This is a genomic window from Nocardioides sp. N13(2025) (assembly GCF_051912545.1).
Taxonomy (GTDB): Bacteria; Actinomycetota; Actinomycetes; order Propionibacteriales; family Nocardioidaceae; genus Nocardioides.
Window position 1 is genome coordinate 1,922,689 of the sequence record NZ_CP196809.1, and the last position, 20,968, is coordinate 1,943,656.

The window sequence follows — 20,968 nt, forward strand, 5'->3', positions numbered from 1 at the left end:
CGCTCTCCAGCGCGAGGAAGTGCCCGGTCGGTGGGCTCCAGCGCGAGGAAGTCCCCGGTCGGTGGGTCAGAAGATGATCTCGCCGGCCTTGCGGCGGCTGCGGAGGAGGGCGACGGCCTCGTCGAGGATGTCGGCCGCCTCCGTCTCACTGCGACGCTCCTTCACGTAGGCGAGGTGCGTCTTGTACGGCTCGATCTTGGGCGCCGGGGGCGGGTTCTCGCTGTCGAGGCTCGCCGGGAGGCCGCACTTGGGGCAGTCCCACGACTCGGGCACGGCGGCCTCGATGGCGAAGGTGACCACCGAGCGGTGGTCGTGGCTGCAGAAGTAGGTGACCGCCTGGCGCGGCGCGGCCTCGCCACGCTCGGCCTCGCCCATCGGTCCGGCACCGACTCGACTACCGCGGATCGCGTTTCCAGCACCAGCCACGAGGACTCCTAGAACAAGAGAGGGGGGATTCAGTTGCCCTGGTAGGCCATGAGGAGGCCGAGGGCAATGATGCAGGCAAACCAGATGACGCCGACGCCGACCGTGAACCGGTCGAGGTTGCGCTCAGCCACCGACGATCCCCCCAGACTGCTGGAGACGCCTCCGCCGAACATGTCGGACAGGCCGCCACCGCGCCCCTTGTGGAGGAGCACCAGCAGAATCATGATCGCGCTCGAGATGACGAGCAGGATGGTGAAGAGCAGAATCACGAGCGGAAGCCTACGTCACGACCGGGCGGAACCGGTGAGCGCCCTCACAGCACCGGCATGTCGTAGAAACGGCAGATGCCACCGAACTCGTCGACCTGCAGGCTGGCGCCGCCGACGAGGCATCCGTCGACGTCGGGCCTGTCCATGATCCCGCCCACGTTGGCGGCCTTGACGGACCCGCCGTAGAGGATCCGCAGGCCGTCCGCGGCCGCGTCGCCGTGCACCTCGCGGACGCGCTCACGGATGGCCGCGCAGACCTCCTGGGCGTCGTCGGGGGTGGCGACCTCGCCGGTGCCGATGGCCCAGACGGGCTCGTAGGCCACCACCAGGCCGGCGAGCTGCTCGGCGCTGAAGCCGTCGAGCGAGCCGTCGACCTGGGACAGCGTGAAGGCGACGTGCTCCCCCGCCTGGCGTACGTCGAGCCCCTCGCCGACGCACACGATGGGCGTCATGCCGGCCGCGAGCGCCTTGTGCGCCTTGGCGTTGACCAGCTCGTCGGACTCCTGGTGGTGCATCCGGCGCTCGGAGTGCCCGACGACGACGTAGGAGCAGCCCAGCTTGGACAGCATCGCCGCCGAGATCTCACCGGTGTAGGCACCGTTGTCGTGCACCGACACGTCCTGCGCGCCGTAGCCGATGGAGAGGCGGTCACCGTCGACCAGCGTCTGCACCGACCGGATGTCGGTGAACGGCGGCAGCACGACGACCTCGACCTTCCCGAAGTCGTGGCGCTTGTCCGACAGCGTCCACGCGAGCTTCTGGACCAGCACCACCGCTTCCTGGTGGTTGAGGTTCATCTTCCAGTTGCCCGCCATCAGCGGGGTGCGGGTCTTCCCGGACGCCACAGCCATGCTCACTTCTCCCTCTCGAGTACGGCGATGCCCGGGAGCTCCTTGCCCTCCAGGAACTCCAGCGACGCGCCACCGCCGGTGGAGATGTGACCGAACGCGGCCTCGTCGAAGCCGAGCTTGCGCACGGCGGCAGCCGAGTCGCCGCCCCCGACCACGGAGAGCCCGTCCACCTCGGTGAGTGCCTGGGCCACCGCCCGGGTGCCCTCGGCGAAGGCGTCGACCTCGACCACGCCCATCGGGCCGTTCCAGAAGACCGTCTTCGCGTCGGCGAGCGCCGCAGCGAAGGCAGCGGCGGACTCGGGCCCGATGTCGAGGCCCAGGGCGTCGGCCGGGATCTCCGAGGCAGGTACGACCCGGGGCTCGGGCTCGCGGTCGCCCGACGGGAACGCCGTGTCGACCACGACGTCCGTCGGCAGGAGGATCTCGACCCCACGGTCGGCGGCCTCGGTGAGGTAGCGGGTGCAGGTCTCGAGCTGGTCGGCCTCGAGCAGGCTCTTGCCGACCTCGTGGCCCTGGGCCTTGAGGAAGGTGAACACCATGCCGCCACCGATGAGCAGCTTGTCGGCCTTGTCGATCAGGTTGTCGATGACGCCCAGCTTGTCCGACACCTTGGAGCCGCCGAGCACGACGACGTAGGGGCGCTCGGGGTGCTCGGTGAGCCGCCGGAGCACGTCCACCTCGGCCGCGACGAGGCCACCCATCGCGGACGGCAGCCGCAGCGCGACGTCGTACACGCTCGCCTGCTTGCGGTGGACGACGCCGAAGCCGTCGGAGACGAACGCGTCGGCCAGCTGCGCGAGCTGGTCGGCGAAGGACCCGCGGACGTCGTCGTCCTTGCTCGTCTCACCGTCGTTGAAGCGGACGTTCTCCAGGACGGCGACGTCACCGTCCTGGAGGCCCGCCACACTCCCCGTCGCGCTGGCACCGACGGTGTCGGTGGCGAAGGCCACCGGCCGCCCGAGCAGCTCCGAGAGCCGGGACACGACCGGCTCGAGCGAGTACTGCGGGTCGGGCGCGCCCTTCGGGCGGCCCAGGTGGGCGACGACCACCACCCGGGCCCCGGCGTCGGACAGCTCCCGGATGGTCGGCACGCTCGCGCGGATCCGGCCGTCGTCGGTGATGGTCGTGCCGTCGAGGGGCACGTTGAGGTCCGAGCGGACCAGGACGCGCTTGCCCTTCAGGTCACCGAGCGACGCGATGCCTGCTGTGTGGTCGGACATCGAGCTCAGAGCGTCGAGCCGACGTGGTCGATCAGGTCGGCGAGGCGGTTGGAGTAGCCCCACTCGTTGTCGTACCAGCCGAGCACCTTGACCTGGTTGCCGATGACCTTGGTCAGGGGCGCGTCGAAGATGCAGGACGCCGGGTCGGTGACGATGTCGGTCGAGACCAGCGGGTCGGTGGAGTACTTCAGGTAGCGCCCGTCGGCCGCGGCCTTGACGATCTCGTTGACCTCGTCGACCGACGTCTCGCGGCTCGCCTCGAAGGTGAGGTCGGTGGCCGAGCCGGTGGGCACCGGCACGCGCATGGCGTAGCCGTCGAGCTTGCCCTTGAGCTCGGGCAGGACCAGGCCGATGGCCTTGGCGGCACCGGTGGAGGTCGGCACCATGTTGAGCGCGGCCGCACGGGCGCGGCGCGGGTCCTTGTGGATGTTGTCCTGGAGGTTCTGGTCGGCGGTGTAGGCGTGGATGGTCGTCATCAGGCCCTTGGTGATGCCGAGTCCGTCGTTGAGCGCCTTCGCCATCGGCGCCAGGCAGTTGGTCGTGCACGAGGCGTTGGAGATGACCGTGTGGGCCGACGGGTCGTAGAGGTCGTGGTTGACGCCCATCACGATCGTGATGTCCTCGTTGGAGGCCGGGGCGGAGATGATGACCTTCTTGGCGCCCGCGTCGACGTGGGCCTTCGCCTTGGTGGCGTCGGTGAAGAAGCCGGTGGACTCGACGACGACGTCGACACCGAGGTCGCCCCACTTGAGGGCGGCCGGGTCGCGCTCGGCGAACGCTGCGATGGTCTGGTCGCCGACCTTGATCGAGCTCTCGTCGCTGGACACGTCGGCGTCGAGGCGGCCCAGGATCGAGTCGAACTTGAGCAGGTTGGCGAGCGAGGCGTTGTCGGTGAGGTCGTTGACGCCGACGATCTCGATGTCGGCACCCGAGGCGCGCACGGCGCGGAAGAAGTTGCGACCGATGCGGCCGAAGCCGTTGATACCTACGCGGACAGTCATGATCCATGTCTCCTTCGTGGGGCCTTCGGTGACCCCGTAGACAGCTCTGGCCTTTGGTGACCTGGCACCGACCCTATCGGGTGCGCGCGGCCCCATCGAGCGGGGTCATCCGCGGTACGGACAGGTAACTTTGGAACGATCCAAAGGCCGGAGGGATCACCCGTCCTCGGCGAGCATCTCCGGCGTCAGCGACGCCTCCGTGTCGGGGATGCCGAGCTCCTCGGCGCGCTTGTCGGCCATCGCGAGGAGCCGGCGGATGCGCCCGGCGATGGCGTCCTTGGTCAGCACCGGGTCGTGCAGCTGGCCGAGCTCCTCGAGGGAGGCCTGCTTGTGCTCGAGGCGCAGGTGACCGGCCTGGCGCAGGTGGTCGGGGATCTCCTCGGCGAGGATCTCCAGGGCTCGCTCCACCCGGGCTCCGGCGGCCACGGCCGCACGGGCCGAGCGGCGGAGGTTGGCGTCGTCGAAGTTGGCCAGGCGGTTGGCGGTCGCGCGGACCTCGCGGCGCATCCGGCGCTCCTCCCAGGCCATGAGGGACTCGTGGGCGCCGAGGCGGGTGAGCAGCGCCCCGATGGCGTCGCCGTCGCGGATCACGACACGGTCCACACCGCGCACCTCGCGCGCCTTCGCGGAGATGCCGAGACGGCGGGCCACACCGACGATCGCGAGCGCGGCCTCGGGGCCGGGGCAGGTGATCTCCAGCGAGGACGAGCGACCCGGCTCCGTGAGCGAGCCGTGCGCGAGGAAGGCACCGCGCCACGCGGCGACCGCGTCGCACCCGCCACCGCTCACCACGGCCGGCGGGAGGCCGCGCACGGGCCGGCCGCGCTGGTCGAGCAGCCCGGTCTGGCGAGCCAGGGCCTCGCCGTCCTTGGTCACGCGCACGATGTAGCGGCTGCCCTTGCGGATGCCGTTGCCCTGCACCATCACGACATCGGAGGGGTGGCCGTAGACCTCGGAGATGTCCTTGCGCAGCCGGCGAGCCGCCGCGCCCGTGTCGAGCTCGGCCTCGACCACGATGCGACCGCTCACGATGTGCAGTCCCCCGGCGAAGCGGAGCATCGAGGCGACCTCGGCCTTGCGGCAGCAGGTCTTGGTGATCTGGGTGGAGGCGAGCTCTGCCTTCACCTGTGCCGTCATTGCCATGGCCCGAATCCTGCCATGCGGGTCAACGACCCTCACCAGTTCGGTGGGGTCCGTCAGCCCTCGTCGACGATCCGCGCGAAGGCGGCAGCCAGGAGGTCCGGGTCGTGCCGCGGCTCACCCGGGACGGCGAGGTCCTCGACCACGAGACGGGCGCCACGGTCGGCGACGACCTTCTCGAGCTGGTCGCGGTCGCCGGCCAGCGCCGAGGAGTCGACCAGCACGGCGTGCACGGTCAGGTCGGGAGCGTGCTCGAAGAGCGCCTGGAGGTGGTCCGCGGGGCCGAAGCCGGTGGTCTCCCCCGCCTGGGCCTCCAGGTTGAGCACCACGACGAGCTTGCCCGGGGTCTCGGCCAGCGCCTGGCGCAGCCCCGGCACCATGAGGTGCGGGATCACGGAGGTGAACCACGACCCGGGACCCAGCACGACCCACTCGGCGGACCGGATCGCCTCGACCGCCTCGTCGCACGCCCGCGGGTCCTCGGGCACCAGGGCGACCGACTCGATCCGCCCGCCCGTCGTCGCGACCTCGACCTGGCCACGTACGAGCCTCACGCCGGTCGGGTCGTCGGGGTCGGCCCCCCGCACGCGCGCCGTGATGTCCATCGGGGTGGTCGCCATCGGCAGCACCCGGCCGTGGGCGCCGAGCAGCCGGCCCATCCAGTCGAGCGCCCGGACGTGGTCGCCCATGAGCTCCCACAGCGACACGATGAGGAGGTTGCCGACGACGTGGCCCTTCATCTCCCCGTGCCCGGCGAAGCGGTGCTGGACCACCTCGGCCCAGGTGCGTCCCCACTCGTCGTCGCCGCACAGCGCGGCCAGCGCCATCCGCAGGTCTCCGGGCGGCAACACGCCGAACTCGCCGCGCAGCCGACCCGACGAGCCGCCGTTGTCCGCCACCGTCACGACGGCGGTCAGGTCGTCGATCGTGAGGTCGTCGTGGAGCCGGCGCAGGGCCGAGAGGGTGGCCGCGAGCCCGTGTCCGCCGCCGAGGGCGACCGCGGCCTGCGCGGTCTTGCGCGCCACCTCACTCCCTGCCGAGGTCGCGGTGCGCGGTGCTGACGTCGTGCCCGGACTCGCGCAGCAGTGCGGCGATCGCCTCGGTCATCGCGACGCTGCGGTGCTTGCCTCCCGTGCACCCGACGGCGACCTGCATGAAGCGCTTCCCCTCGACGAGGTAGCCCTCGGCGACGGTGCGGAGGACGGGGAGGTACTGCTCGAGGAACTGCTTCGCTCCCGGCTGCGAGAGGACGTAGTCGGACACCCCCGGGTCGCGGCCGTTCTGCGGCCGCAGCTCGGGGACCCAGTGCGGGTTGGGCAGGAAGCGCATGTCGGCCACCCAGTCGGCGTCGACCGGGATGCCGTACTTGAAGCCGAAGCTGATGACGGTGACCTTGAGACGGGTCGAGGCCGCGGTGCCGAACAGCTCGGCGATGCGGTCCTGGAGCTCGTGCACGTTGAAGTTGCTGGTGTCGAGCAGGACGTCGGCGTCGCCCCGGATGTCGGCCATCACCTCGCGCTCGCGCCGCAGCCCGTGGAGCAGGCGGCCACCGCCCTGGAGCGGGTGCGGGCGACGTGCCGCCTCCTGGCGGCGCACGAGGACGTCGTCGGTCGCCTCGAGGAAGAGCAGCGTCGTCGGCCGGCCGGTGACCGGCTGGTGACGGTTGGCCTGGAGCGAGTCGAAGAACGACCCGGACCTGACGTCGACGACGACCGCGATCGGCTGGTGGATGCCCCGGCTGTCGTCGACGAGGCGTACGACGTCGCGCACCAGCGTCGGCGGGAGGTTGTCGACCACGAAGTAGCCCAGGTCCTCCAGCTCCTTGGCCGCCGTGCTGCGACCGGCACCGGTCATGCCGGTGACGATGACCAGCTCGCCGGGAGTGGGCTCACTCACGTCAGTCCTCCATGCAGTGTCTCGTCGTCGTCCGAGATGATCTCGCCGGTCGCCGTGTTGATGACCGGCGCCTTGTCAGCAGTCTTGCGGGTGGCGTCGGCCTTCGCGACCGCTTCCTTGATCGCGGTGGCCGTGCGCGGGCCGATGCCGGGCACGAGCGCGATGGCCTCGGGCTCGGCCTCGCGGAGCTTCTTCAGCGACCCGAAGTGCTTGAGCAGCGTCTTGCGCCGCACCTCGCCGAGGCCGGGCACGTCGTCGAGCATGCTCTCGACCATCGACTTCGAGCGCCGGTTGCGGTGGTGGTTGATCGCGAACCGGTGGGCCTCGTCGCGGATCCGCTGGAGCAGGTAGAGGCCCTCGCTGGTGCGGGCCATGATCACCGGGTCCTCCTCGCCGGGCAGCCACACCTCCTCCAGCCGCTTGGCCAGGCCGCAGACCGGGACGTCGGTGATGCCGAGCTCGGACAGCGCCTGCTGCGCCGCGGCGACCTGGGGTGGACCGCCGTCGACGACCACCAGCGACGGCGCGTAGGCGAACTTCCGCGGCCTCCCGGTCTCCGGATCGACGAGCATCGGACCGGAGTCGGTCGACACCGTCTCGCTCCTGGCCTGCTCGTCGAGCAGGCGCCTGAAGCGGCGGGTGATCACCTCGTGCATCGACGCGACGTCGTTCTGGCCGTCGACGCCACGGATCACGAAGCGGCGGTACTCGGACTTGCGGGAGAGCCCGTCCTCGAACACGACCATCGAGGCGACCACCTCGGTGCCCTGCAGGTTGGACACGTCGTAGCACTCGATCCGCAGCGGCACCTCGTCGAGCGCGAGCGACTTCTGGATCTCCTCGAGCGCCCGGTTGCGAGTGGTGAGGTCGCTGGCGCGCTTGGTCTTGTGGAGCGCGAGCGCCTGGGCCGCGTTGCTGGCGACCGTCTGCTGGAGGTCGCGCTTGTCGCCGCGCTGCGGGACGCGGATCGCGACCTTGCTGCCCCGCCGCTCCCCCAGCATCTCCTCGAGCACGCCGGCGTCGGGTGGCAGGGCCGGCACGAGCACCTCGCGCGGGATGGTGTCGCCGGAGTCGGGGTCGGCTCCGCCGTAGAGCTGCAGCAGGAACTCCTGCACGAGCCCGGCGGTGTCGCTGTCGTCCGAGCGGTCGGCCACCCATCCGCGCTGGCCGCGGATCCGTCCGCCGCGGACGTAGAAGATCTGCACGGCCACCTCGAGCGGGTCCTCCGCGAGCGCGATCACGTCGGCGTCGGTGCCGTCGCCGAGCACGACCGCCTGCTTCTCGAGCGCCTTGGTGAGGGCGCCGAGGTCGTCGCGCAGCCGGGCGGCCTTCTCGAAGTCGAGCGCCTCGGAGGCGGCGTACATCTCGCGCTGGATGCGCTTGGTGAAGGCCGTGGTGTTGCCGGCCATGAAGTCGCAGAAGTCGTCGACGATCTCGCGGTGCTGCTCGGCGGTCACGCTGCCCACGCAGGGCGCCGAGCACTTGTCGATGTAGCCGAGCAGGCACGGTCGGCCGATCTGGGCGGACCGCTTGAACACCCCGTTGCTGCAGGACCGCATCGGGAACACGCGCAGCAGCAGGTCGACGGTCTCGCGGATCGCCCAGGCGTGGCTGTAGGGGCCGAAGTAGCGGGTGCCCTTGCGCTTGGCGCCGCGCCCGACCATGACGCGCGGGAACTCCTCGCCCACGGTCACCGCGAGCCAGGGGTAGGACTTGTCGTCGCGGTACTTGACGTTGAAGCGCGGGTCGAACTCCTTGATCCAGCTGTACTCGAGCTGGAGGGCCTCGACCTCGGTGTCGACGACCGTCCACTCGACGCTCGCCCCCGTGGTGACCATCGTGGCCGTGCGCGGGTGGAGGTTGCCGATGTCCTGGAAGTACGACGACAGCCTCGGCCGCAGGCTCTTGGCCTTGCCGACGTAGATGACCCGGCCCTTGGCGTCGCGGAAGCGGTAGACCCCCGGCTTGGTCGGGATCGAGCCCGGGGCGGGTCGATAGGAGCTCGGCGTGGCCACCCCACAACCCTACGGGCGCCCGGGGACGGTGCCTCATCACCTGTCCCGATCACCTGCCAGACGCGGCGTAGTGGGCGGCCACCCGGCTCGCGGACAGGGCCTGCCCGTAGACCGCAACCTCGTCGATGCTCCCGTCGAACCAGCTCGTCGCGCTCTCACCACTGCGTCCGATCCCGAGGATCGAGGTCGTGGCGTTGAGCGTCCCGGTGCTGCTCGCGGTCGCCGCCAGCGCGCCGTTGACGTACAACGACAGCGTGCCGCCGGAACGGGTGAGGACGAGGTGTGTCCACGCGCCCAGCGCGGCGGTGCCCGGCGCGGTCACGGCGTACGCCGTGCTGCCGACGAAGACGGTGCCGCGCCACTGCCCGCCGCTCGACATGGACAGCCGGTACTGCCACACGCTGTAGCCGCTGGCCCCGCCCTTCTGCAGCACCGCGCCGCTGTGCACCACGTCAGGCTTCGCCCAGGCCTCCACTGTCAGGTCACCGGTGGGGTTGAGGGCGGTCGTGCTCGGGATGGAGAGGTAGCCCGTGGTGCCGTCGAAGGTGCGGGCCGTGTCGGCGTCACCCACCAGCGCTCCTGGCGAGGTCGTCACCCCGCCCACTGCGCTCCCGGAGGGGCCGACGACGGCCGCCACCGAGGTGCCGCTGTCGCCGAGCCTCCAGTAGCCCACGGGGGCATCTGCTGTCACCGTGCCCGAGTAGGCACCCGCAGGCGGCGGGGACCCGACGGTGATCAGCCCGGTCCGGGTCAGCGTGTTGCTCCCGTTGGCGTTGCTGGCCGTGAGGGACACGGTGTAGGTCCCTGCGGTGGTGTAGGTGTGGCTGGGGTTCTGCGACGTCGACGTGCCGCCGTCCCCGAAGGTCCACGACCAGGAGGTCGGCGCACCGGTCGACTGGTCGGTGAAGCTCACCGCGAGCGGCGCGGCTCCCGAGGTCGGCGACGCCGAGAAGGCCGCGGTCGGCGCCTGGGGTGGCGGTGGGGACCCGACGGTGATCAGCCCCGCGCGGGTCAGCGTGTTGCTCCCGCTGGCGTTGGTGGCCGTGAGGGAGACGGTGTACGTCCCCGCCGAGGAGTAGGTGTGGCTGGGGTTCTGCGACGTCGACGTGCCGCCGTCGCCGAAGGTCCACGACCAGGAGGTCGGCGCGCCCGTCGACTGGTCGGTGAAGCTCACCGCGAGCGGCGCGGCTCCCGACGTCGGCGACACCGAGAAGGCCGCGGTCGGCGCCTGCGGCGGCGGGGTGCCCAGCGACATCGTGTTGTGCACGTAGCGGCCCGTCACCTGGTCGGAGGCCAGCACCACCAGGCCGGTGGTCGCCGTGAGGTTCTGCTTCGTGGACGTGGGGTTGTTGATGTTCACGTCGGACGCGAGCTTGATGAACGGGTCGCCTCGACCGTCGCCGAAGGAGATGTTGTTCATCGGAGTCGTCTTCATGTAGACGACGCCACCGGTGTTGGGTCCGGCCGCCAGCACGCGGAGCACCTGGTTCGTCGTGTCGAGCAGCACGATGGGCCGGGTCAGGCCGTCGCGCACCCGGCTGTGGACGTACTGGCGCCACACGTCGTCGTTGCCGAGGACGAGGAGCCGGATCAGGGGTGCGCTCGCGTTGTTGCTGACGTCGTCCTGGCTCGTCTTGACCGCCACGAAGAGGCGGCCGGCCGCGTTGCCCTCGACGCTGGCGATGTTGATGTGGTCGTCGGCCTCGTTGGGACCCGAGATCACCTTGCGCGAGCCCTCCCACGTGGTGGTCGCCGCCGAGTCGAGGTGCGTGGCCGCGTAGACGGAGTCGTCGCCCTGGTTGCTCCAGACCACGCTGATCCTGCCGTTGTACGACGTCACGCTGGCGATGTCGTCCGAGGTGACCGACGTGCCCGGCACGCTCGGGATGAAGGGCGCACCCCAGCTCAGCCCGCCGGGCTGGCCGACGACGACCCGCACCCTGCTGCCCTGGGTGTAGGTGACCCACAGCTTGCCGGTGCCGTCCTTCGCGATCACCGCGGCCTCGACACCCCCGCTGGCGATGGTGACGGGGAAGCCCGCGTCCCGCGTCCACGCGCCGCCGGCATAGCTGTAGCGCGAGACCTGGACGCCGCCGGAGGCCGACGTCCCCGACGCGACGTAGAGCTTGGAGCCGTCCCAGAGCGCGTCCGCGCGGCTGCCGCTGCGCGAGTCGACGAGCACTCCGGTGTCGACCCATGTCTGGGTCGACAGGTTCAGCCGATGGATGTGGAAGTCGTTCGAGACCGGGTCGTTGAGGACGCCCCACCACGTGCCCTGGGCGAACCAGAGCTTGCTCTGGGGCTTGGAGGCAGTGGGCGAGAGGTCGGGGTCGACCCAACCCGACCCGGCCCCGGGACCGTAGGCGAAGTCCCGGTAGCCGACGTCGCCCACCGCCGCCACGGCGGTCGGAGGGGCTGCGATCCCTGTGAGGGTTCCGGCCAGGCAGAGGACAAGAGTCCCCACTGCGGCCCGAGCACGCGTGAAGGTGGACATGGTGGTTCTCCTCTGCTTTTCGTGCAACCCCCGTCGGGTCGGCCCGGCAAAGGCCTACCGGGCCGACCCGCGGGGGGACCTGCTACCTCGTCACAGCGAGGCCGTCGATGACCACCGGCTTGCCGTCGGACTTGACCACGATGCGGTAGCGCTTCGTGGTGTCCGTGGCGTAGGAGGCGATCGTGATGAGCTCACTCGTCCGGGCCTTCCTGGCAGCGAGCGAGACCTTCTTCACCAGGCGCTTGCCCACGAAGACCTGCACCTTGCCGCCGCCCGAGCGCTTGCCCACGAGCAGGTACACCTGCTTGCCGGTGACGGTCTTGGAGAGCGAGGCACCACGCTGACGCGTGATCGACGCCGTTCCCATGTAGTACCCGGTGCCGCTCGCCCGACGCCAGTCACCCTTGCGGGACAGGCTTCTGTCGTCGAGCGGGAGGGCCGTGCACCGGGCCTCCGACCACGCCCCGGCCACACCGGCGGTGTTCGTCCCCCGCACCCGCATGCAGTAGGCGTAGCCGGCCATGCCCGGCACCTGGAGGGCAGTGCCGGTCTGGTTGGCCAGCACCGTGGTCGCCCACGTCGAGCCCTTGCCCGTCCCGATCGAGCTGACCTCCACGTCGTAGCCCTTCACCAGGGTGGGGGTGGTCGTGGCGTGCCAGGCCACGTCGACGTACGAGCCCAGCGTGACTGCCGCACTGGGCTTGTCCAGCACCACCGTCGGGACCGGCACCGCCGCGACGACCACGGTGTCGGTCTTGGTGCTCGTGCCACTCGCGTTGGTCACCTTCAGCGAGACCGTGTAGGTCCCCGGCTTCGCATAGGTGTACGACGGGCTCTGCTGCGTGGAGGTGCCACCGTCACCGAAGGTCCACGCCCAGCTGGACGGGGGCCCGGTCGAGGTGTCGGTGAACTTCACCGCCAGCGGTGCCGTCCCCGTGGTCGGGGCCCAGGTGAAGCTGGCCTTCGGAACGGACACGGCCACGGTCACGGTGGCCGTCTTGGTGCTCGACCCGCTCTCGTTGGTCGCCGTCAGCTTGACCGTGTAGGTGCCTGCCTTGGCGAACGTGTGTGTCGGGTTCTGCTCCTTCGACGTTGGCGTGCCGTCACCGAAGTCCCACGTCCATGCGGTCGGAGGTCCGGTGGACGTGTCGGTGAACTTGACCGCCAGCGGCGCCGGACCGGTCGTCGGCGAGTTGGTGAAGCTCGCCACCGGGACCGGCAGCTTGACGGTGATGTCCACCGACTTCGTGGTCGACCCCGCGTAGTTGGTCGCGGTGAGGGTGACCGTGTACTTCCCGTCCTCGGTGAACGTGTGCGACGGGTTCGTCAGTGTCGAGGCAGCCGTGCCGTCCCCGAAGTTCCAGGACACGCTCTTGGCATCCTTCGACGTGCTGGTGAACTGCACCGCGAGGGGTGCCGGCCCGGTCTGCGGGGTGTAGGTGAAGTCGGCAACCGGCTTGACCGGCGCCGGCGACGCCGAACCAGGCGTGTAGTTGTGCACGTAGTATCCGGTCTTCTGGTCCGAGGCCAGGACGAGGACGCCCGAGGTGTCGGTGATGTTCTGCTTCGTCGACGTCGCGTTGTTGATGAACGTGTGGTCGGCGAGCTTGATGTACGGGTCGCCCTTGCCTTCCGCGAAGACGGGGTTGGACATCGAGGTCGTCTTCTCGTAGATGACCCCGCCCGCGAGCGGACTGGTGGCGAAGACGTGCAACTTGTCGTTGCTCGGCTCGAGCAGGATGATCGGGCGTGTCATGTTGTCCCTGACCCGGCTGTGGATGACGTTCGTCCACGTGCCGTTCTTCAGCACGAGCAGCCGCACCAGTCCCTCGCTGGTGTCCACGTGCGCGGGATCGTCGGACGACTCCTTGACCACCACGAAGATGCTCCCGCCAGCGCCGTCCACTCCGGACATCGCTATGTGGTCGTCAGCCACACTGGGACCGTCCAGGATCTTCGTCGAGGCTTTGTCCCATCCTGTTAGGGGTGATGCCGCAGTGTCTGCGTGGCTAGCGGCATAGATGGCCGTCTCGCCGGTCACAGGGTCGGGTATCTGGTTGCTCCACACCACTGTGACCGAACCGTTCTGCGCGATGATCGTGGCGATGTCGTCCTTGTCGACGAGCGTGCCGCCCACCGGTGGGCTGAATACCTCTCCGAAACTGGTCTGTTCCGGGTTGCTGACAACGACACGCACATTCCGTTGATCGGTTCCCGCGGCCGCGGTGTAAGCGACCCACAGACGTTTGGTGGTGTCCTTCGCAATCACCGCCGCCTCGACTCCGCCACCATTGACGGTGGTCTGGAGTCCGTCGAGAACGTACTTCGAGCCGTCGTACTTGAACCGTGAGACGCGGATCCCCACGCCGCCCTCCCGGCCGGCGGAGGCGATGTAGAGCTTGGTGCCGTCCCACAGCACGTCCGCCTGCTTCGCCCCCGTCCTGTCGTCGACGAGCACCCCGGTGTCCGTCCACGACTGGGTGCCGGGACTGAAGGACCAGATGGACAGCCTTGTTGTGTTGGGCTGTTGCAGGACACCCCACCACTTGCCCTGGGCGAACCAGAGCTTGCTCTGGGGCTTGGAGGCCGTCGGCGAGTTGTCCGGGTCGATGAAGTCCCCCGTGAGCCCCGGGCCGTACTTGAAGTCGGCGTAACCGACGTCCCCCGGTGCGGCCTGCGCGGCAGGCGTGGTCGTGATCGTCACCAGCGCGAGGCCTGCCACGGCGAGAACCGTGGTGATCAGGCGCACGAGCAGGGCCTTTGCGTGTCGTGTCATGTCGTTCTTCTCCCCTGATGAATGGTGGTCGCGACGGCCACCACGTTGTTGCTGATCCAGCGTGGATTGGTGGCATGTCCCGGTTCCCGGGTCATGCGGTCGACGTGCCGGAGCCAGTACCAGACGAGCGCGTCGCGCTCGGTGATGCCGGTGTCGTGCAGGAATTTCCCCACTTCGGTCCTGGCCAGGGCGGCGGACAGGACCGGGTCGTCGTCCCTCGAGACGATGAGGCTGCGGATGAGCAGCCCCAGGTCGACCCGTCGCTCGGTGCGGACGGGGTGGAGGGTCAGGTGCAGGGCGTCGTGCAGGGCCGCGTCGTGGAAGGACGCCTGGTCCCAGTCGATGACCCCCAGCCGGCCGCGCGACCCGAGCAGGACGTTGCCCGGCCACAGGTCCCCGTGGACGAGCGCCACCCGGCAGGTGGTGCCCCGGAGCGAGCCCGCGACGTCGCTGGCCCACTGGGCGACCGCGGCGGCCGCCCGCCGGTGTCCGTGACGGCGTAGCAGGGCTGCCACCGTGGCTCCCGGGTCGAGGAACCACGTGGAGACCATGTCGTCGGCCGCGACGTCGTGGGAGGTCGCCTCGCGCAGGTCCGCCAGCCGGCCCCGCACACGTGCCATCAGGCTCACGTCGTCCATGAGGTCCGAGAGCGGGAGGCCGGGCAGCCGCTCCTCCACCACGGCGAAGCGGTCGCCGGTCGCGTGCTCGGCCAGGGTCCGGGGCACCAGCTGGCGCCACGCACTCCAGCGCGCCTGCGCGTGGATCCGGCCGCGCGCCTCCAGGTCGCGACGCAGGGCCGTCTCGCCGTAGGGCGAGCGCGCCACCTTGACGACGCAGTCCTCGCGGACCCAGGTGGCGCGGTGCGAGTTGTGCACCCACTTCCCCTCGTCCTCCCCCGGCTGTCCTGCCTGCCGGCCCGCGGCGGCGTACGCAGCGAGCGCGGTGCGGATGATGTCGTCGTGCTCCCGGCGCAGCCGCGTGCCCGCGGTGATCCGCTCGAGGACGAAGGCGCTCGTGTCCCGAGCGCTGGCTGCGGTCCTCATGGCCGCATCCCGCCGGTCCTGCGCGCCAGGCGCTCGGCGGCCATCTGCCAGATGGCCGCCACGACCTGGTCCGCCACGTCTGCGGCGCCCTGGGTCGCGTCGACCGTCAGGACCCGCGGCCGCCCGGCACGCTCGTGGACCGCGCGCACGTGGCCGGCGATGGCGTCGCTGTTCTCGTCCAGCACCTGCGGGGTCATCTCGCCCTTGCGGGCGTGGAGCACAGCGCCGGGCGCCTCCAGGAGCACGGCGAGGTCCGGCGCCGGCACGCAGTGCAGGAGCACCGAGAAGTAGAGGCGCTTGAGGACCCGGAATCGGCCCCTCGGCGGGACTGCCGCGTCGTAGACGTAGCGGTCGAAGAGAACCAGTCGTCCCCGGGCCGAGGCCAGCACGCCGACGGCGTACCTCCGGACGGCGCGCAGTGGCCGGCGCAACGGCCAGAGCGCCTTCGCCACCGTGCTCGAGTCGTGGGCGTCGGGCCAGAGGCCGAAGTAGACGCGCTGGTGGCGCCACAGCCAGGCCTCGCCGACTGCGTCGACGAGTGTCGACTTGCCGGCACCGTCCGGACCGAGGATGGTCACCAGCAGCCCGCGCCGCCCCGGCCACTGGCGCAGCCGCTCCGTCGCGCGCAGCCAGGCGACCTCGGCGACCTTCGCCGCACCGCGGGAGCTGTACGCCGCCCGCAGGCAGCGCCTGCGCAGGCCGGGCCGCAGCCCTGAGAGTGCCTCGCCCAGCTGCTCCACGTGGGTGCCCACGCACTGCCGGAGGAGCTGCTCGGGCGCGGTGGCGCGCGGCAGCACGGTCGACAGTACGCGGTGCCAGTCGGCCAGCGGCTCGGCGGCCGCGGTGCCGGCGAGGGTCGCGAGCCGGTCGAGGCGCTGCGAGCCGCGCGGCTGCTTGCCGTCGTCGGTGACGAGGTGCAGCAACGTCACCCAGAACTCGTCGCGCGGGTCGAGGTGCGGCACGCCCGCGGGCCCGTCGACGGCTCGCGCGAGGCACGCGTCGGCCATGCCGGAGGGCCACAGGGCGAGCGGCCCGAAGTCCAGGGAGGTGACGACGTCGAGGTGCACGAACGTCCGACCGTCGAGCCGGACCAGGAACCGGTGGGTCCCGCGGCCGGCGGCCGGGACCTCCACGAAGCCGTCGGACCGCAGCAGCGCGAGCACGCTGTCCAGGTCCTCCGGCGCCACCAGCACGTCGAGGTCGTCGTCCGGCCCCCGTGACGGGCGCATGACGGCGTGGCTGAGCCGGTGACCGCGCAGGGCCGCGAGGCTGTCGTGCTCGGGCCGGATCGGGGCGTGGGCTGCGGCAGTGGCCGTCATGTCACCTCACCCCCGTCAGCACCGGGGCCGCCAGGCCGAGCGCGAGGCCCCAGTGGGCGTACAGCGAGGCCTGCCAGCCGCCCTGGAGCCGGATGGCCCCGAGGACGAGACCGAGCAGCATCCCGACCACCAGCCCGGTCCAGCCGAAGAAGGCCGCGGAGACGAATCCCTGGGCGAGCGCGGACGTGACGCAACCGCGCCAGCCGGCGCTCGCGCCGTGCATCAGCAGGCCTCGGAGCACGACCTCGCTCACCAGCGGCACGAGGAGCACGAGGTCGGCGATCGCCGCGCGTTCGAGGCCGGAGCCGGGGTAGGCGTCCGGACGGGCTGCCAGCGTGACGGCGAGGGCGGCGTACAACGACACCACCCACCACCCGAGGTCGCCGAGCGCGAGCCGGCGGGGGCGCACGGCTGCGCGCACCGCGGGCGAGGCGACGATGACCGCCACCAGGGCGGCCGCGACCAGCACGGCGAGCGTCAGCTGGTCGACCGCGGACGGCAGGAAGACCGGCATCGAGACCGCAAGCACGAAGGTGAGGCCGACCAGCGTCGTGGCATGCCCACGCACGCGCCGCGCCGCCGACACGCTGCCGGCCTCGTGGACGCCCCAGAGCAGCAGCCCACCGACCGGCGCCACGCTCCAGGCGGGCTGACCCGCGAGCACGAGCGCCGCACCGGTGCCGAGCAGCGCGAGCGGCACCGTGGCCGGACTCCCGACCGTGAGGGACCGGGGACGAGGGATGGGTGTCGCGGTCACGCCAGCACCACCACCCGCTCGACGACGACGGCGGCCAGGGCGACGAGCAGCACAGTGGTGGAGACCCAGCTCAGGGCGCGCGACTCCGCGTCGCGGACGGGCTGGCGCGCGGGGACCGGCCCCGGGGGCACCTTCTCCCGCCAGTCGGTGCGGAACAGGTCGACGACCAGGACGACGACGACCAGGAGGGCCAGTGCCAGGCCGGCTGCTCCAGCCGGCTCCGGGGCCACGCGCCCGGGCCAGGTGGAGGCGGCCTGCAGCACGGCGATCACCGGATGCCCCCGACCAGGCGTGCGACGGCGTCCCGGTTGTGCCAGGTCCGCCACACGACGGCCGCGACGACGAGGAGCCCGGTCGCCGCGACAGCTGCCTCGACGTGCCACCACCCGGTCTCGGCCATGGCGGTGGCGACGAGCGTCGCCACGGCCGCCCCGAAGGAGATGACGAGCAGCGTGTGGAGCAACCAGTGCTGCCTGCCGAAGAACGGGAGGAACGCATAGCCGGGAGCGAGGAGGAGGTATCCCACGACGAGGGGTCCGCGCACGGCCGCGGGGATGGTCTCGGACAGGCCCATCAGGGCGGTGGTGGCCAGCAGGGTGGCACCGACGGCGGGGTGGAGGGGGTCAGCTCGTAGCACGGTTCGTCCTGTCCACGACGTAGACGCGCGTCGATCCCTCGCGGTAGACGAGCCCGAAGTCGGGGGCGGTGCTGAGCTCCGCGAGGAGATCGTGCTGCCACCCCTTCGGCAGGCCGCTGACCATGTTGCCGTAGGCGTACTGGCCCTTGCTGAGCACCAGGAAGCCGCGACCGCCGTGCTCCTCGACGAGCGCCCGGACGCCCGCCAGGTCACCGGTCTGGAACCGGTCGAGGGCAGGTGCGAAGTCCACCTCGCCGACCCGGCGCTCACGGAGGTAGCCCGCCGGGGCGATGCTGACCACGAGCTCGCCAGGTCGGACGTGCTCGTGCACCCAGGCGGCGGCCCGGCGCTCGCTCGGCGACACCGACTCGAAGGACTCCGAGCCGTACTTCGCGACCAGCGCGGGCGGGATGAGCGCCACCAGCAGCACCGCCAGCGCGGTGGACATCAGTCGCGGTGCCCGGCTGGGCGACAGCAGGAAGATCGCCGCTCCCCCGGCCAGGAGCGGGAGCATGAAGAGGAAGACCCGGATCAGGCCCTCGCCGCCGTAGCTCTGCAGCACCATCGATCCGGCCGGCGCCGCGGCGAGCACCACGGCTCGCGCGTCGAGGATCCGGCGGCGCCAGGCCACCAGGACGCCGAGACCGGCGAGCCCTGCGGTGAGCGCGCTCAGCCCCATCCGGGCGTAGATGATGCGCTGGTGGGCGGGGTTGCCCTGCAGCCGCTCGCCGACGTTGTCGTCCAGGTTGCCCGTGACCTTGCCCGTCTCCCCCAGCAGGCCGTGGATGTGGCCGACCCAGTACTCCGTCGTGGCCCACATGAACCAGACGACGAAGATCACCGAGAAGAGCAGCCACAGGGACCTGGCCCGCGTCAGACCGAGCACTCCCAGGAGGCCCGTCGCGGAGATGAGCATGAAGGGAGTCAGCTGGTGGCTGACGACGAGGGCGGCGAAGGAGACGACGACGACCGCGAGAGCCGTCCGGCCGCCGGGCCCGGGCCGGGTCCTGGGATCCATGGCCACGACGAGCACCCCGACGATGACCAGGTAGGTGAAGACGCCCAGGGCCTGCGGCGAGTAGTAGTACTGACCGCTCCACTCGACGAGCTCGAAGATCCACAGGGCCAGCCAGCACACCGCCGGGTCGTGCACGAGCCGGCGCAGCACGACCCACATCGCCGCGAGCCACAGCGCCTTGACCACGAACGGGAACCACACGGCCAGCGGCATCGTGTCGTGGAACCCGGCCGCCTCGCTGAGGTAGCCGAAGAGGGCGAAGAAGCCGGGCCACGAGAACCTCGCGTCCAGCAGGGGCAGCGTCTCCCCCGTCCGCATGATGGCCTCGGCGAAGCCCGCGTGGACGTACGTCACCGGGAACCGGGGCTCACCCTCGATCACGAACGGCGCACCGTCGACCAGCGCCACCCAGGCCGCCAGGTAGAGGACCCCGAGGCTCGGCGCCCGGTGCGCCCACCTGAGGTAGACCACGAAGCAGGCGGTGAGGAGCACGAGACCGACGAGGTAGCCGGCGTTGACGGCCTGGATCAGCCCGTAGTCCCCGATGCGCTCGGCCGAGCTCAGGCGCAGGCTCAGCAGGCCGATCGCCACCGCTGCGGGCGGAGCAGCCACCAGGAGTGCCCACCCCTGGCGACGGTGACCCCGAGGCGTCTCCGGGGCACCGGTGGGCGTCCCGCCGCCACGCGGCGGCAGGAGAGGAGGAAGGACGGATCCGAGACGGTCGCGAGGCACGACCGGCACCCCCGTCCGGACGTCGATCGACACGTCAGCCCACGAGCTCGGACGAGGACTGTCGCGACCGTACGTAGCTGACCGGGGCCCACATGAGCCCGGCGAGCTCGGCGGCGCGGAGGGAGGCGGGGTAGTCGCTCCCGTGCAGGTGCGCGTTCTTGGGCGAGCCGCTGCCGAACAGGTAGCGGACACCGCTCGGGACCCGGCGGACGATCTCGCGCCTGCTGCCCCGGGCGGCGGTCTGCTTCCAGATCACCGAGCCCAGGCCGAGCCCGTAGCCGAAGACCGTGCTGCGCAGCTCCGCGTCGGTCGCCCGGTGGTGGTGCAGGACCAGCGCCTGGGGCTCGTACGCGAGCATGTTGCCCGCGAGCACCGTGCGCATCAGCAGGTCGATGTCCTCACCGGCCCGTGTCGTGGTGCCGGGACCGAGCCTCTCGTCGAAGCCACCCACCTCCGCGAAGACCTCGCGCCTGATGGCGAAGTTGGCGCCCGAGCCGTAGGCGCCCGGCAGGTAGGGATAGAGGGGGTGGTCTCCGGCGTGCGCCGCCAGGTCGAACAGTCGTGCGGTGGTGCCCTTGTCGAAGCCGCCGAACTGCTGCATCCGGACCTGGGCGGGCGAGTCGAGCGACGCAGGCATGATCAGCCCCGTCACGCACATGACCCGCTGGTCGCGACCGAAGCCGCGCAGCAGGCCGGGGAGCCAGCGCGGGTCCACCGCGACGTCGTCGTCGAGGAAGGCGATGAGGGGGGTCTCCACGGCCGCCGCGCCCTGGTTGCGGGCGTGCGCCGCGCCTCGTCGGGCGGTGCTCACCACCCGCAGCGGGGCGTCGTCGCCGATCTCACGTCGGAGCTGCTGGGCGAGCGACCCGCTGCCTCCGGTGACGTCGTTGTCGGCGACCACGACCGCGGCCGGCCGGAACGAGCCGAACAGCAGCTCCTTCACGAGCAGCGGCAGCATCGACGAGCGACCCGCGGTCGGGATCACGACCGTCACGTCCTCCGGCGACCATCCACCGGTCTCGAACCGCTGGCACGCAGGAGCGTGGCCGTTGGTGCCGTTGCCCAGTCCGTTGAGCGCGTCGAGCATCCGCACGGTGGGCAGCCCGTCCTCGCGCAGGTGCGCGTTGACGTCCGCGGCGATCTTGGGCCAGAGCAGGGCCGCGAGCAGCGTCGCCGGCGTGGCGACACCGGGCGTCACGTGGACCTCGGCCACCACGACAGGCGTCCCGTGCAGCTTCACCGTCACCAGCGCCGTGCGGTAGCTGGCCCCGGCCGCGGTGCGGTCGGGCAGCATCGGCAACGCCCTGTCCAGGTCGATCTGCCTGACCAGCACCGGCCCCGCTCCGGCAGGTGGATTCGTGTTCCCCATTGTTC

The 20,968-nt window shown here is 71.1% G+C and carries 18 protein-coding genes; all 18 read right to left on the reverse strand.

The window, feature by feature from the left end:
• Nucleotides 1-66: 66 nt before the first annotated feature.
• The gene (locus ACS3YM_RS09255; RefSeq protein ID WP_172259783.1) at nucleotides 67-426 is read right to left on the reverse strand and encodes an RNA polymerase-binding protein RbpA; all 360 of its coding nucleotides are present in this window, start codon (nucleotides 424-426) and stop codon (nucleotides 67-69) included.
• A 29-nt stretch (nucleotides 427-455) separates the two neighbouring features.
• Nucleotides 456-695: a preprotein translocase subunit SecG gene (gene secG / locus ACS3YM_RS09260; protein WP_439939775.1), complete on the reverse strand. Its 240-nt coding sequence runs from the start codon at nucleotides 693-695 to the stop codon at nucleotides 456-458.
• A 44-nt stretch (nucleotides 696-739) separates the two neighbouring features.
• A complete protein-coding gene (gene tpiA, locus ACS3YM_RS09265; RefSeq protein WP_439939776.1) occupies nucleotides 740-1,546 on the reverse strand; it encodes a triose-phosphate isomerase in 807 nt (268 codons plus the stop codon).
• A gap of 2 nt (nucleotides 1,547-1,548) precedes the next feature.
• A complete protein-coding gene (locus ACS3YM_RS09270) occupies nucleotides 1,549-2,766 on the reverse strand; it encodes a phosphoglycerate kinase (RefSeq protein ID WP_439939777.1) in 1,218 nt (405 codons plus the stop codon).
• 5 nt (nucleotides 2,767-2,771) lie between these two features.
• Entirely contained in the window at nucleotides 2,772-3,767 is a 996-nt protein-coding gene (gene gap, locus ACS3YM_RS09275) for a type I glyceraldehyde-3-phosphate dehydrogenase (protein ID WP_439939778.1), read from the reverse strand.
• Between the two features lie 156 nt (nucleotides 3,768-3,923).
• On the reverse strand, nucleotides 3,924-4,904 hold the full coding sequence (gene whiA, locus ACS3YM_RS09280; protein ID WP_439939862.1) for a DNA-binding protein WhiA: 981 nt from the start codon (nucleotides 4,902-4,904) through the stop codon (nucleotides 3,924-3,926).
• A 59-nt stretch (nucleotides 4,905-4,963) separates the two neighbouring features.
• A complete protein-coding gene (locus tag ACS3YM_RS09285; protein ID WP_439939780.1) occupies nucleotides 4,964-5,932 on the reverse strand; it encodes a gluconeogenesis factor YvcK family protein in 969 nt (322 codons plus the stop codon).
• Nucleotide 5,933: 1 nt separating this feature from the next.
• Entirely contained in the window at nucleotides 5,934-6,803 is an 870-nt protein-coding gene (gene rapZ, locus ACS3YM_RS09290) for an RNase adapter RapZ (RefSeq protein ID WP_439939781.1), read from the reverse strand.
• Complete coding sequence (gene uvrC / locus ACS3YM_RS09295) at nucleotides 6,800-8,818, reverse strand: excinuclease ABC subunit UvrC (RefSeq protein ID WP_439939782.1); 2,019 nt, start codon at nucleotides 8,816-8,818, stop codon at nucleotides 6,800-6,802. Before uvrC ends, rapZ begins: the two co-directional genes overlap by 4 nt.
• A 49-nt stretch (nucleotides 8,819-8,867) precedes the next feature.
• The gene (locus tag ACS3YM_RS09300) at nucleotides 8,868-11,312 is read right to left on the reverse strand and encodes a PKD domain-containing protein (RefSeq protein WP_439939783.1); all 2,445 of its coding nucleotides are present in this window, start codon (nucleotides 11,310-11,312) and stop codon (nucleotides 8,868-8,870) included.
• 82 nt (nucleotides 11,313-11,394) lie between these two features.
• Entirely contained in the window at nucleotides 11,395-14,088 is a 2,694-nt protein-coding gene (locus ACS3YM_RS09305; protein ID WP_439939784.1) for a PKD domain-containing protein, read from the reverse strand.
• Entirely contained in the window at nucleotides 14,085-15,131 is a 1,047-nt protein-coding gene (locus ACS3YM_RS09310; protein WP_439939785.1) for an aminoglycoside phosphotransferase family protein, read from the reverse strand. Before ACS3YM_RS09310 ends, ACS3YM_RS09305 begins: the two co-directional genes overlap by 4 nt.
• Nucleotides 15,128-16,450 carry a hypothetical protein gene (locus ACS3YM_RS09315; protein WP_439939938.1) on the reverse strand — a complete coding sequence of 441 codons (1,323 nt, stop codon included), beginning with the start codon at nucleotides 16,448-16,450 and terminating at the stop codon, nucleotides 15,128-15,130. Before ACS3YM_RS09315 ends, ACS3YM_RS09310 begins: the two co-directional genes overlap by 4 nt.
• 1 nt (nucleotide 16,451) lies before the next feature.
• Nucleotides 16,452-17,207 (reverse strand): hypothetical protein, encoded by a 756-nt coding sequence (locus ACS3YM_RS09320; protein WP_439939786.1) that lies wholly within the window; start codon nucleotides 17,205-17,207, stop codon nucleotides 16,452-16,454.
• Nucleotides 17,204-17,479 carry a hypothetical protein gene (locus tag ACS3YM_RS09325; RefSeq protein ID WP_439939787.1) on the reverse strand — a complete coding sequence of 92 codons (276 nt, stop codon included), beginning with the start codon at nucleotides 17,477-17,479 and terminating at the stop codon, nucleotides 17,204-17,206. Before ACS3YM_RS09325 ends, ACS3YM_RS09320 begins: the two co-directional genes overlap by 4 nt.
• Nucleotides 17,476-17,844, reverse strand: coding sequence for a hypothetical protein (locus ACS3YM_RS09330; RefSeq protein WP_439939788.1), 369 nt, complete (start codon nucleotides 17,842-17,844; stop codon nucleotides 17,476-17,478). Before ACS3YM_RS09330 ends, ACS3YM_RS09325 begins: the two co-directional genes overlap by 4 nt.
• Nucleotides 17,831-19,474: a hypothetical protein gene (locus tag ACS3YM_RS09335; RefSeq protein WP_439939789.1), complete on the reverse strand. Its 1,644-nt coding sequence runs from the start codon at nucleotides 19,472-19,474 to the stop codon at nucleotides 17,831-17,833. Before ACS3YM_RS09335 ends, ACS3YM_RS09330 begins: the two co-directional genes overlap by 14 nt.
• Nucleotides 19,475-19,628: 154 nt before the next feature.
• Nucleotides 19,629-20,927 (reverse strand): glycosyltransferase family 2 protein, encoded by a 1,299-nt coding sequence (locus ACS3YM_RS09340; protein WP_439939790.1) that lies wholly within the window; start codon nucleotides 20,925-20,927, stop codon nucleotides 19,629-19,631.
• Nucleotides 20,928-20,968 lie beyond the last annotated feature (41 nt).

Excerpts from the sequence above, each read along its gene's own strand:
- tpiA (WP_439939776.1), bottom strand. The coding sequence starts at position 1,546 with ATGGCTGTGGCGTCCGGGAAGACCCGCACCCCGCTGATGGCGGGCAAC.
- ACS3YM_RS09270 (WP_439939777.1), bottom strand. The coding sequence starts at position 2,766 with ATGTCCGACCACACAGCAGGCATCGCGTCGCTCGGTGACCTGAAGGGC.
- gap (WP_439939778.1), bottom strand. The coding sequence starts at position 3,767 with ATGACTGTCCGCGTAGGTATCAACGGCTTCGGCCGCATCGGTCGCAAC.
- whiA (WP_439939862.1), bottom strand. The coding sequence starts at position 4,904 with ATGACGGCACAGGTGAAGGCAGAGCTCGCCTCCACCCAGATCACCAAG.
- ACS3YM_RS09300 (WP_439939783.1), bottom strand. The coding sequence starts at position 11,312 with ATGTCCACCTTCACGCGTGCTCGGGCCGCAGTGGGGACTCTTGTCCTC.
- ACS3YM_RS09305 (WP_439939784.1), bottom strand. The coding sequence starts at position 14,088 with ATGACACGACACGCAAAGGCCCTGCTCGTGCGCCTGATCACCACGGTT.
- ACS3YM_RS09310 (WP_439939785.1), bottom strand. The coding sequence starts at position 15,131 with ATGAGGACCGCAGCCAGCGCTCGGGACACGAGCGCCTTCGTCCTCGAG.
- ACS3YM_RS09315 (WP_439939938.1), bottom strand. The coding sequence starts at position 16,450 with ATGACGGCCACTGCCGCAGCCCACGCCCCGATCCGGCCCGAGCACGAC.